General features: G+C 37.4%; 10 protein-coding genes. 4 read left to right on the top strand and 6 right to left on the bottom strand.

Translation table 11 applies throughout. The annotated features are described in order from the left end of the window. Window positions 1-37: 37 nt before the first annotated feature. A complete protein-coding gene (locus GTK57_RS04750) occupies window positions 38-1,498 on the bottom strand; it encodes an ATP-binding protein (protein WP_163121619.1) in 1,461 nt (486 codons plus the stop codon). Between the two features lie 237 nt (window positions 1,499-1,735). Next, the gene (ompR, locus tag GTK57_RS04745) at window positions 1,736-2,500 is read right to left on the bottom strand and encodes an osmolarity response regulator transcription factor OmpR (RefSeq protein WP_152875523.1); all 765 of its coding nucleotides are present in this window, start codon (window positions 2,498-2,500) and stop codon (window positions 1,736-1,738) included. Window positions 2,501-2,834: 334 nt separating this feature from the next. On the opposite strand from ompR, the gene GTK57_RS04740 reads away from it, so the two are divergent. Further along, window positions 2,835-5,192, top strand: coding sequence for a Tex family protein (locus GTK57_RS04740; protein WP_163121617.1), 2,358 nt, complete (start codon window positions 2,835-2,837; stop codon window positions 5,190-5,192). Between the two features lie 59 nt (window positions 5,193-5,251). Here GTK57_RS04740 and GTK57_RS04735 read toward each other — a convergent pair whose 3' ends face one another. The 4 genes from GTK57_RS04735 to GTK57_RS04720 all read right to left on the bottom strand — a co-directional run bounded on the left by GTK57_RS04735 (window position 5,252) and on the right by GTK57_RS04720 (window position 8,526). Further along, on the bottom strand, window positions 5,252-5,563 hold the full coding sequence (locus GTK57_RS04735) for a hypothetical protein (RefSeq protein ID WP_152875528.1): 312 nt from the start codon (window positions 5,561-5,563) through the stop codon (window positions 5,252-5,254). Window positions 5,564-5,671: 108 nt separating this feature from the next. Further along, window positions 5,672-5,959 carry a hypothetical protein gene (locus GTK57_RS04730; protein WP_163121615.1) on the bottom strand — a complete coding sequence of 96 codons (288 nt, stop codon included), beginning with the start codon at window positions 5,957-5,959 and terminating at the stop codon, window positions 5,672-5,674. Window positions 5,960-6,078: 119 nt separating this feature from the next. Continuing rightward, the gene (locus tag GTK57_RS04725) at window positions 6,079-6,966 is read right to left on the bottom strand and encodes an SDR family NAD(P)-dependent oxidoreductase (RefSeq protein WP_163121613.1); all 888 of its coding nucleotides are present in this window, start codon (window positions 6,964-6,966) and stop codon (window positions 6,079-6,081) included. Window positions 6,967-7,248: 282 nt separating this feature from the next. Further along, a complete protein-coding gene (locus GTK57_RS04720; RefSeq protein WP_163121611.1) occupies window positions 7,249-8,526 on the bottom strand; it encodes an O-acetylhomoserine aminocarboxypropyltransferase/cysteine synthase family protein in 1,278 nt (425 codons plus the stop codon). Window positions 8,527-8,847: 321 nt separating this feature from the next. Here GTK57_RS04720 and ettA point away from each other — a divergent pair, with 321 nt between their 5' ends. From ettA to GTK57_RS04705, 3 genes are all read left to right on the top strand, one after another. After that, entirely contained in the window at window positions 8,848-10,509 is a 1,662-nt protein-coding gene (ettA, locus tag GTK57_RS04715) for an energy-dependent translational throttle protein EttA (RefSeq protein WP_163121609.1), read from the top strand. Between the two features lie 158 nt (window positions 10,510-10,667). Then, window positions 10,668-11,066, top strand: a complete 399-nt coding sequence (locus tag GTK57_RS04710) for a cation efflux protein, CzcI-like (RefSeq protein ID WP_163121607.1) — start codon at window positions 10,668-10,670, stop codon at window positions 11,064-11,066. A 57-nt stretch (window positions 11,067-11,123) separates the two neighbouring features. Beyond that, a complete protein-coding gene (locus GTK57_RS04705) occupies window positions 11,124-12,512 on the top strand; it encodes a TolC family protein (RefSeq protein ID WP_163121605.1) in 1,389 nt (462 codons plus the stop codon).

The raw sequence follows: 12,512 nt of genomic DNA, 5'->3' as shown, positions 1-12,512 counted from the left end.
GTTGATCAAAACTGTTTGATCAACTATTCATCATGATTTAGAAATGTTCTGTAATACTTTGTTTTAATTTCTCGAAGCGACTGACAGTTGGCACGCCATTGTTTTCTATATGGGTTATTGGTAAAGAGATGATTGCTTCAAGACCACCTTGTGAACGATTTTTAATCGTAAGCTCACCTTGGTGGATATCAACAATTCTTTTTACAATAGATAGACCTAAGCCACTTCCTTGAATCGTTCGGGCTTCATTACCACGAACAAAGGGTTGCATAAGTTCGTCAATTTGATTTTCCGGAATACCTTCGCCGTTATCTGCAACATGAATTAAAATGTGTTCATTTTCAACTGTTGCAGAAAGTTCGATAGGTTCTGCGCCGTAACGTTTAGAGTTATTAATTAAATTACCCACCAATCTTTTTAAAGATAGCGTTCGTGCTTGAATAAGGGGTAGCTCAGTTTGTTCAAAACGAATATCGAGTGGTTTAAATTGAATAATCAGTTCTTGTAATAGTGCATTTAAATCTGTGTCATGAATTTCTTCGTCAGAACCATCACGCATATAAGAAATGAACTGATTTAAAATCGCATCCATATCTTCAACATCGTAAATAAGACCTTCTTTTAAGAAGTCGTCATCGGGCATCATTTCAGCACTTAAACGAATGCGGGTAAGGGGGGTGCGTAAATCATGTGAAATACCTGCCAACATGATGCGTCGATCACGTTCGGTTTGATCTAAGGTATAAATCATTTGATTGAATGCTTGGTTAACTTGGCGAATTTCTAATGGACCATGATTTGTTTCTAAATAAGGTGCTGTACCTGTTTTACTGAAGCTATTAGCTGCATTTTGTAGGCGTAATAAAGGTCTATTGAGCTGTCGAACCAAAGTTAAAATAATAATGGCTGAAATAAGCGGAACGCCAAGTAGCCAAATTAAAATAAGTTCGGGGCTATAGTTAGCATAAGTTCTTAAAGGCTCTCTAACCCAATTACCCTGCATTTCAGGTGTTTGAATCCAAATTTGAGGGCTTGGTTTAAATTGGAAATATACAGTGGCTGTATCAATATTAAGTTCTTTGGCAAGACTTTCTTCAACTTTATTGGTAAAGAACTCTGCGACAATTTTTTCTTTTACATTTGGAAACTCTTCAGGATCTGTCACATATTCAAGACCTGCACGGCTGTTTAGCCAATCATGAGGTGTAATTTCTTTATCATGATCAAGGATTTTTATATTTGGATTTCTAAGAACTTCTAATTCAATTGCAAGATAGCGTGCATGTTGTTGTATTTCTGGAAGGTATAAAGTGCGCCAAAAGAACCATAAAGACATAAATAAGCTAAAGAAAACGACAAAAACAACCAATACAGCGGTTCGCATTGCCGCAGAGCGTGGTTTAATTTTATCTAGGAAGCGTTCCCATGGTGTACGCTTTCTTTCTGAATAAGCTTCGTATTCTGTGAAATTTTGTGGATCAATGGGTTCGAGTTTCACACCTGATTCCTTTAGCTATATTATTTTAATGGCAGATGGTTATTCGAAATTTTAGGATAATGCGATGTGGGGATCTTCGAAAAGTGCATACCATTGAATTGGGATAAGTCAAAAAAATAGCCATTCACTAAACTTTTATATGTCCTCTAATGGTTAGATTTCATAAGTTTTTAAAGTAGAGAATGGCTTTTCAAGTTTATTTTAGAGATGTTTAATCACTTAAATAAACACAGTTATTTATTCAGCACCATCTGGAACAAAGACATAACCTACGCCCCAAACCGTTTGAATGTAGCGGGCACGAGCAGGATTTTCTTCAATCAGGCGACGTAAGCGTGAAACCTGAACATCGATAGAACGCTCCATTGCACCCCATTCACGACCACGTGCAAGATTCATAAGCTTGTCACGAGTAAGTGGTTCACGTGGATGTTGAACAAGTGCTTTTAGAACAGCAAATTCGCCAGTCGTTAAAGTCACTACTTGTGATTCACGCGTTAATGTACGTGTAGAAAGATCTAAAGACCAAGGACCAAAACTAACCACTTCCATTTGTTGGCTAGGTGCACCTGGCACTTCACGAACTTGGCGACGCAATACCGCACGAATACGTGCAAGTAATTCGTTCGGGTTAAATGGTTTTGGTAAATAGTCGTCTGCACCAGCTTCTAAGCCCGCAATACGGTCAGCATCGCTGCCACGTGCAGTAAGCATAATGACAGGTGTGTCGATATTCGATTGACGTAAGCGTCGGCAAATACTTAAGCCATCTTCTACAGGAAGCATAAAGTCTAAAACAATAAGCGAAAAAAGCTCACGCTGTAATAAACGATCCATTTGCGCTGCATCATGTGCAGTTTTTACCACAAAGCCTTTATCTTCTAAAAAGCGTTGAAGTAAAGTGCGAAGACGAACATCATCATCGACAACGAGGATACGTTCAACGCGGTCAGTTTCAGCTTGTACGACATCTGTATTTTCAGCAGGTACAACTAAACTCATGATGTTCTCCTTTATTATTTCTTGTCATAGACAAAAAGTTTTTCATTACTTTGAGTATACGATTCATTGCCATCTTATTACTATGTTCTAAAGCAACAAATATTGCATTTTAAATCAAGACCTAGATACTAAATATATACATGTATTTTTTAAATAAACAAAACAAACTCGATGAATTTAAAGGAAGTTTATCTTTAAATTAAGTCAAAAAAGTGAAAAAAAACGTCTTGGCAGGAATATTCATATATAAATTTTATAAAACAATTGTGGATTTTATACACTTGGTCTTTATAATCCTAACTTTTAGTCCTTATCCTTTGTGGAATTAAACACGATGACTGACTTAGTTCAGCAGTTGGCAAGTGAGATTGCCGTACGTCCTAACCAAATTGAAGCTGCTATCAAGTTAATTGATGACGGGGCAAGCGTTCCATTTATTGCACGTTACCGTAAAGAAGTAACGCAAGGTTTAGACGATACGCAATTACGTCAGCTTGATACACGCTTATCTTACTTACGCGACCTATTTGAGCGTCGTGCAAAAGTAATTGAGTCATTAACAGAACAAAATAAATTATCTGATGATTTACTTGCTCGCGTAAATGCTGCTGAAACAAAAAATGCATTAGAAGAGATTTATGCACCGTACCGTCCAAAACGTACGAGTAAATCTTTCAAGGCAAAAGAAGCAGGCTTAGGTCCTATTGCTGAAAAAATCTTTAAAGAAGCAATTGATCCTACTGAAGCTTTGGCAGGTTTTAGCCATGAAGACTATGCAGATGTAGAAAGCCAATTAGATGCAATCCAACACATTTTAATTGATGATTGGGCGCAGAACATTGCTTTAACAACAGATTTGAAAGCAACATTTGCAAAAACAGCGGTATTAAAAAGCTTAGTTGCAAGTGAAGAGAAAAAAGAAGTTGGTAAGAAATTCCGCGATTACTTCGATTTTTCTGAAAACTTTAACAAAGTACCTTCACATCGCTTATTGGCAATGTTACGTGGTCGTCAAGAAAACGTACTTGGCTTAAAAGTAGATGGTGAAGATGCTACACCGCTTACTCGTATTGAAACTGAATACGATTTAGAAACTGCACAGCCACAAAGCCGTCAAGATTTCTTAAAGCAAACTGCAAAATTATTTTGGTTAGGTAAAGTTCGTCCAAGTATCGAACATTCATTATTGACTGAAAAACGTTTGGTTGCTGAAAATGAAGCAATGGATGTATTTGCAGAAAATTTACGCCATTTATTGCTATCTGCACCAGCAGGCGCACGTACAACTTTAGGTGTTGACCCTGGTATTCGTACAGGTGTGAAACTTGCTGTTGTCAATGCATCGGGTGATGTACTTGCACACAGCACAATTTACCCATTTGCACCAAAAGAAGATAAAGCAGGTTCAATTGCAGAACTTGAACGTCTTTGTCGTGAATTCAATGTAGACCTTATTGCCATTGGTAATGGTACTGCAAGTCGCGAAACTGAAGCCGTTGTTGCAGAAATGATGACTGCAAATGCAGATCTTAAACTTACACGTGTTTCTGTTTCAGAAGCAGGTGCATCGGTTTATTCTGCTTCAGAATTGGCTTCACAAGAACTTCCTGAACTTGATGTTTCAATTCGTGGTGCTGTTTCAATTGCACGTCGTTTACAAGATCCGCTTGCAGAACTTGTGAAAATTGATCCTAAATCGATTGGTGTAGGTCAATATCAACATGACGTAAACCAAGCAGGTTTAGCAAAAACACTTGAAGCTGTAGTAGAAGACTGTGTGAACTCGGTTGGTGTAGATGTAAATACAGCATCTTCAGCAATTTTGGGTTATATCGCAGGTTTGAATAAATCTATCGCGCAACAAATTGTAGATTTCCGTAAAGAAAATGGTCGTTTTGACAGCCGTAAAGATTTGAAAAATGTACCACGTTTAGGCGAGCGTACTTTTGAGCAAGCGGCAGGCTTCTTACGTATTCAAGATGGTTCAGAGCCTCTAGATGCTTCTGCTGTTCATCCAGAATCTTATGCATTGGTGTCTAAAATTGTTGAAGCGAAAGCGACAACTGTAAAAGACATTATTGGTAATTCTGAAATTATTCGTCAAGTTGATGCAGAAGCATTGGTTGATGATAAATTTGGTCTTCCAACGATTAAAGATGTATTGGCTGAACTTGAAAAGCCAGGTCGTGACCCGCGTCCAGAATTCCGTACTGCTAAGTTCCGTGATGATATTACGCAAGTATCTCAATTGACTGAAGGCTTACAGTTGGAAGGTGTAATTACCAATGTAACGAACTTTGGTGCATTTGTTGATGTTGGTGTTCATCAAGATGGTTTAGTGCATATTTCTGAACTTGCGAATGAATTTGTATCTGATCCACATAAAGTGGTTAAGCCTGGTCAAATTGTTCAAGTGCGCGTTTTAAACGTAGATGTTGAGCGTAACCGTGTGAACTTGTCGATGCGTCCTGAAGGTTCTGAAGCTCCTGCGAAAGCGCCTCGTCAGCCACGCCGTGAACAAAGCAATGAGCAACGTGCTGAACGTAAGCCTCAAGCGAAGCGTCCGCAAAATGCACGTCCTCAAGGCGATCGTCCACAAGGTAAAAAACCTCAGTCTGCTAAACCTCAAGAGCAAAAAATTGGTGGTTTAGGTGCGTTGTTATTACAAGCAGGGATTAAAGGTTCGAAGTAATCTTTAATTGCTAAAAAAACCTCCCATTTGGGAGGTTTTTTTATTATTTATAATTCTTTTTATATAAGAGGAACAACCCAACTACAAATAATCAGCATAATGCCTAAATGACCAAGTTTACGGGTCACATTTACAAGTTTTGATGGTGGTTGGTCTAATTGTTTTGCATATTGCTCAAGACTAATACCATCTTTCGTATTGCTTGAAAAAAGGAAAGTACCTAAGTCGATACAAATTAAAATAGTACCAATATTCGCTACAAGCTCCATCAGCACATAATCATTTTGGTACAAAGATAAGCCAACTTTATAGCTTAAATAAAGCGCAAAAGCCAAACAACCCAATTGTAAAACTAAAGCAAATATTCGCATAAACTCGATAAATAAGATGAAAAGCATCGTGTTTATAACATGAAATTAAGGTGCTATAAGCAATTAATCATTAAATTTAACATGGAATTTTAGATAATTAAGTTGGCTTTAAATGCTGAGCGATTGAATTAAAAAACCAATAATTGAAGTACTTAACCCAATTTTAGACATTAAATAACGATATTTTGAAGATGATTTTATTTGAATATCATCTTCTTGGTTTTTAAGTTCTTCTTTTGCATTAAAACCCAAATCTATAAGCAATAGTATAAGACCAAACTGAATCAATATATTCACATAAGGAATCTGTTCAGATTTGAAGTCTACAATCATATTACTGAGTAATAAGAAAGAAGCACAAAAGCAAAATATTTTGAACAATATTGTTCTATTCATGAGGTATCTCCTCAGTTTTTATTGTTTAAATTTTGAATCTTTATTCTTAAAGTATTATTAAATTTCATCAAAGAAGAAAAAAAACACTCAACTTTATATATAAAGTTGAGTGTTAAAAACTACCAATGCTCACCAGGGAATAAGCGGGCATAAGCCTTTTGAACCCAATTTAAATTTTGCTGCTCACCCACAGAAGCGCTAGAACTTGGGAACAAGTTATAGCCAATCGACATCAATTTATTATTTACATCAGGTGCAATGGAATAGGTGATGGATGCCAAACGACCTAAATTTGTTGCTACTTTTTTCGGACGCTTCACAATTGCTTTAGCAACTAAATCTGCTGCTTGTGCAGGAGATAAAGTCGGAACGTAGTTATAAATTTTAGTTGGTGCAATCATAGGGGTGCGCACAAGTGGCATATACACCGAGGTGATTGCAATATTGTGTGAGTGAACTTCGGCAGATAAACAGCGACTAAAAGCATCTAATGCGGCTTTTGAAGCAACATATGCAGAAAAACGCGTTGCATTTGCCAATACACCAATTGAACTAATATTAATGATGTGCCCATCTCGACGCATCATCATTTGCGGTAAAATATTCATCACTAAGCGAATAGCACCAAAGTAGTTGAGTTGCATGGTACGTTCAAAATCATGAAAACGATCTACAGATTCATGTACTGCTCTGCGAATAGAGCGTCCTGCATTATTAATTAAGATATCAATATGATCGACAGAACTTAGAATTTGTTTAGAAACTTCATCAATTGAAGCGATGTCATTTAAGTCACATGGAAAAACCAGTGCTTGCCCACCTTTAGCTTCAATTTCATCTTTTACTTCATTTAAAGTTTCGACTGTACGTGCAACAAGAAGTACACGCGCACCTGCGTCGGCAAGTTTATGTGCAACAGTTAAACCAATACCGCTTGATGCACCCGTAATGAGGACAGTTTTTCCATTTACTTTTTGTTGAAACGCTTTTTCTAATTTGGTTTTCACAGTTCTATTCCCTGATAAAAATTGACTGAAATATTGATGACTTCAAGGTTTCAGCCGCTCATTAAGATTGGCAGTTTAAAGCAATGCATGAATTGAATGAATATCCAAAAAGCTTGTTTTTATATTCAATTTGTCACGCTAAAGTTTAAAGTTGTTCTTCCATTTGTATTTTTATAATGAGTGCTTAATTATTATTCTTAGCATGAACGTTAAATAAAACCAATATCTTAGATATGAAAAATCCCTTTTATTTATGTAATAAAAGGGATTCTTTATAAAAAATTAGACTTGAGCAAGTGCTTGTTCAAGGTCTGCAATCAAGTCATCTGCATGTTCAATTCCTACAGATAAGCGCACCATATCAATACTGACACCCGCTGTTTTAAGCTCTTCTTCATTTAATTGACGATGGGTTGTTGTTGCAGGATGACACGCCAAACTTTTTGCGTCACCAATATTGACTAAGCGTGTAAATAATTGCAGCGCATCAATAAAGCGAGTTCCGCCTGCTAAACCATCTTGAACGCCAAAAGATAAAATTGCCGATGGTTTACCTTTTACATATTTTTGCGCCAATGCATGTTGAGGATGGTCTTTTAACCCTGCGTAATTCACCCACTTAACTTTTGGATGAGCTTTTAAATAGGTCGCAACTTTTAACGCATTTTCAGTATGACGCTCCATACGTAAGCTTAATGTTTCTAAGCCTTGTAGAATGAGGAAGACATTTTGAGGGCTAATTGCCGCACCTGTATTACGTAAAGGCACAACACGTGCACGAGCGATATAAGCAGCTTCACCTAAAGCTTCTACATAATTTACCCCGTGATAACTTGGATCTGGTGTATTTAAAGCAGGGAAGCGTTCAGGATATTTGCCCCAAGGGAATTTGCCGCTATCGACAATAATGCCGCCAATCGAATTACCATGACCGCCAATATATTTAGTCAATGAATGCACCACAATATCTGCACCAAATTCAAAAGATTTTTGTAAAACAGGCGTTGCAACAGTGTTATCGACAATGACGGGAACACCATACTCATGTGCAATTTTAGAAATTTCTTCTAGGTCAATAATATTACCAAGTGGATTACCAATAGATTCCACAAAGACCAATTTGGTTTTTTCATCAATTAAGTCACGTAGGCTTTCAGGTTTTTGATAATCGAAAAAGCGAACTTCAATGCCTTGTTTGGGTAGGGTATGTGCAAATAAATTATAAGTCCCGCCATAAAGCGTTGAAACAGATGCAATGTTATCGTCTGCTTCAGCAATGGTTTGAATGGCATAAGTAATTGCCGCCATGCCTGATGCCAAAGCCAATGCACCAATACCACCTTCCAAAGCAGCAACACGTTGTTCAAGTACCGCAGTTGTTGGGTTCATAATGCGCGTATAAATATTACCTGAAACCTTTAAATCAAATAAATCTGCGCCATGTTGTGTGTTATCAAAAGAATAAGAAGTCGTTTGATAAATCGGAACTGCAACTGCTTTTGTCGTGGGTTCAGGGCTATAACCTGCATGAATGGCTAAAGTTTCATCTTTATACGTCATTTTTATATCATCTTTATGGGTTAATTTTGATCGATATTAGCATTTCTTTTTATGAAACAAAGCGCTTATTTCTTGAAATGTTTATCTTTAAAGTTCATATCAATGAAATATTTTTAGGTGAAAATGCATCAAATTTAGGCTAAAAACCATTGATTAATTTATAATCGAAAAGTTTTTTACAACAAAGTGATGAAGTTGCACTAGATGCCTTATTTTTTCAGGACTTTCATCGTATAATGGTCGATTATTTTTTCTGCTCATTTGAGTAAGGGGATAGGTTGTTGATATCTCCAGTTTGGTTTTTCTATTGAGGAGTCCTACGTGGCCCAATATATTTACACGATGAACCGTGTGTCGAAAATGGTTCCGCCTAAGCGCGAAATCTTGAAAGACATCTCTTTATCATTTTTCCCGGGCGCTAAAATTGGTGTTCTTGGTTTAAACGGTGCAGGTAAATCTACCTTGCTTCGTATTATGGCTGGCGTAGATAAAGATTTCTCTGGTGAAGCTCGTGCACAACCGGGTATTAAAATCGGTTATCTAGAGCAAGAGCCACCTTTAGATGAAACTAAAGACGTTCGTGGTAACGTTGAAGATGGTTTACGTGAACCGCTTGATGCTTTAGCTCGTCTTGATGAGGTTTTCGCTGAATATGCAGCTGAAGATGCAGACTTCGATGCACTTGCAAAAGAGCAAGAGAAGCTAGAAGCAATTATCCATGCTTGGGATGCACATAACCTTGGCAACCAAATGGATCAAGCAGCAGCAGCGTTAAACCTTCCAGCTTGGGATGCAGATGTTAAATTGCTTTCAGGTGGTGAACGCCGTCGTGTTGCACTTTGCCGTTTATTACTTTCTAAACCAGACATGTTGCTTCTTGATGAACCGACGAACCATTTAGATGCATCATCTGTATCTTGGTTAGAACGTTTCTTGAAAGACTTTGCTGGTACCATTGTAGCCATTACGCATGACCGTTATTTCTTAGATAACGTTGCAGAGTGGATTCTTGAGCTTGACCGTGGCATGGGTATTCCATATCAAGGTAACTATTCATCTTGGTTAGAGCAGAAAAATGCTCGTTTAGAACAAGAGAACAAGCAAGAAGAATCTTTTGCTAAAGCATTGAAAAAAGAACTTGAATGGGTTCGTTCTAATGCCAAAGGTCAGCAAAAGAAAAACAAAGCGCGTATGGAGCGTTTTGAAGAGCTTAACTCGCGTGAATTCCAACAGCGTAACGAAACTTCAGAAATCTACATTCCACCTGGTCCACGTTTAGGGAACAAGGTTGTAGAAGTTGAAGGCATCAGCAAATCATTTGGTGATCGTACGCTTTATAAAGATTTATCATTTGTTGTACCACCATGTGCCATTGTTGGTATTGTGGGTGAGAACGGTGCAGGTAAAACGACACTATTCCGTATGATGACTGGCGAACAGCAACCAGATACAGGTTCTGTGGTTCTTGGTGAATCAGTTAAAGTCGCTTATGTAGGTCAGATTCGTGACACGCTAGATGACAATAAAACTGTTTGGGAAGAAGTTTCTGGTGGTTTAGATATCTTACGTATTGGCGATTACGAAATTGCATCACGTGCTTATATTGGTCGCTTTAACTTTAAAGGCCAAGATCAGCAAAAACGTGTAGGTCAATTGTCAGGTGGTGAGCGTAACCGTTTACAACTTGCGAAAATCTTACAAATGGGTGCTAACGTAATCTTACTCGATGAACCGTCAAACGACTTGGATATCGAAACTTTACGTGCACTTGAAGATGCAATTCTTGTATTCCCAGGTACTGTAATGGTGATCTCGCATGACCGTTGGTTCCTAGACCGTATTGCAACGCACATCTTGTCATTTGAAGGTCAAACACCTGAATTCTTTACAGGTAACTATGCTGAATTTGAAGCATACCGTCAAAAACGTGATGGCGATGACTTAGTAACTAAGCGTCAAAAATATCGCAAAATTGGTAACTAAGCTTTAGTTTTACTTTAAAAAACCAGTCTAAGGACTGGTTTTTTTTGTTTTTAAATTACAAAAAGCTACTAAGTTTTCTGCAATAAGTTGGTGAATGTAATTTTATTACACATGATCAGGTTGTTATATTCGGCAACATCTTTTAATTGATAGTTATTGTGAAACGTTCAAGAATCTTTATCACAGTCTTGTTGAGCTTATTCATGTTCCAAAGCATTTGGAATGTGGCAGCGGCGTTTTGTGTGCATGAAAGTGATGTTAATCGCGTTACAACAAGTCACTTTGGGCATCATTCAAATAAGAGCAGTCACGAGCAGCATCAAAGTGACAATCAGAAAACATCAAAATTTATTCAATATTTAGAGCAAGTGGAAAATGATGATCATAGTGATCATTTACCGTCATTGGCTCATGCTTTTTTAGTTGAACATTCCTCGGAAATTAATTGGAATGTTTCGACCTATTATATTGAAGATAAGTTTTTAGATTGGAGTAGTTTGTACCAGTCGCCACATTTATACCTACCCAAACTCCCTCCTATATATACCCCGCTATAGGTGGGGTAGCCAATATTTAGCCCACCGCTCAGTTTATTAACTTAGTGGGGCATAGTCATGTCAAAAATAAAGTTTAATCAGCACTTTAAGCTGAAAAAAAGCACGAGAATAAAAGTGAATTTTTGTGCTGCAGTTATTGCTATAAGTACCTTAGGAGCAATGCCATTTTTGGCAAATGCAGAAGAATCGAAGTTGGATACACCAATATCGATGTCGCAAATTCTTGAACGTGTTCGTGTATATCAGCAAGCACAGGGTATTTGGCAAACACAGCAAAATATTGCAGATGCGAATATTAAAAATAGCAAATTATGGGCAAATCCAAGTTTGAATGTTGAGCGGGCAGGTTTTGCAAATGATCAAGATCAAGAATTAACGATTGGTCTATCTCAACCCTTAGATGTGTTTGGGAAAAAGAAAGCATCTAAAAAAATTGCAAATTTAGCAAATGAACAACTCGGTCTAAAGCAACGTATTTACGATGAACAATTACAAATAATTGTGAAGTATTTATGGTCACAAGTGATGTTGTCAGAAGTTGAGTCGGCTTTGCTTATGGAGCAGTTAAAAGCAAGTGAGCAAAGTTTAGAAGTTGCGGAAAGAAGGTTTCGTGCGGGAAGTATTTCACAAGTTGATGTAGATCGTGTGCGCTTAACGCATATTGACAATATCAAGTTAGTTCAACAAGCAGGATTACAGCTACAAATAGCACGAAAACAACTGGCAAATTTATGGGGGGAATCTGAAAGTAGTAATGTAATTGGTCATGATATTTCATCGTTTTGGCCACAAAAAACTTTGGAAAAAGTGAATGCAAATTTAATGGATAACCTTGTCGAGAAGACCCAAAGCTATCAAGTCTTAGAAGCCAAAGCCAATATTGACTTATTAAAAGCTCAAGCACGCCCAAATCCAGATGTAAGTGTGAGCATGAAGCAGACGAAAACGCCACAAAATCAAACCGATAATCAATTAACGGTTGGTCTGAGTGTTCCTTTGGCAATTTTTAATCGTAATCAGTACGGTATTCAAATTGCCCAAGCGAAAGAACAACTTATTGAAAAGCAAAAAATGTTTTATCAAATGCAAAACAAATTAGAAGTACAGACCTTATTAAGTGAACTTGGAGGTTTAAAAGAACAGTTTGATTTGGTTTCTCAAAAACAAATTCCATTGGCAGTTGCTGTTCAAAAACGCACCTTAACGGGTTTTCAGGTCGGAAAATTAAATGTGATGGATGTGCAACAGGCAACAGCACAACTACATGATGTGCGTATTCAAAGTGTTCAAATTCTTAAAAGTGCATGGCAAAAGTCTATTGAAGCGGAAAGCTTAAGTTTAGGAATTGAACCGAGCCAAGTCATGGCAAAAGATGCACTTTCACAAATCAATCAAAACTTAATACAGGATACCAATGCTTTGCCAGTCATAGGAATGGGGAATTAA

The organism is Acinetobacter portensis (assembly GCF_010646905.1).
GTDB classification, from domain to species: domain Bacteria; phylum Pseudomonadota; class Gammaproteobacteria; order Pseudomonadales; family Moraxellaceae; genus Acinetobacter; species Acinetobacter portensis.
Note: the sequence above shows the minus strand (reverse complement) of the source record. Positions and strands in the feature narration are given on the sequence as shown.

Excerpts from the sequence above, each read along its gene's own strand:
- ompR (WP_152875523.1), bottom strand. The coding sequence starts at position 2,500 with ATGAGTTTAGTTGTACCTGCTGAAAATACAGATGTCGTACAAGCTGAA.
- GTK57_RS04740 (WP_163121617.1), top strand. The coding sequence starts at position 2,835 with ATGACTGACTTAGTTCAGCAGTTGGCAAGTGAGATTGCCGTACGTCCT.
- GTK57_RS04735 (WP_152875528.1), bottom strand. The coding sequence starts at position 5,563 with ATGCGAATATTTGCTTTAGTTTTACAATTGGGTTGTTTGGCTTTTGCG.
- GTK57_RS04730 (WP_163121615.1), bottom strand. The coding sequence starts at position 5,959 with ATGAATAGAACAATATTGTTCAAAATATTTTGCTTTTGTGCTTCTTTC.
- GTK57_RS04720 (WP_163121611.1), bottom strand. The coding sequence starts at position 8,526 with ATGACGTATAAAGATGAAACTTTAGCCATTCATGCAGGTTATAGCCCT.
- GTK57_RS04705 (WP_163121605.1), top strand. The coding sequence starts at position 11,124 with ATGTCAAAAATAAAGTTTAATCAGCACTTTAAGCTGAAAAAAAGCACG.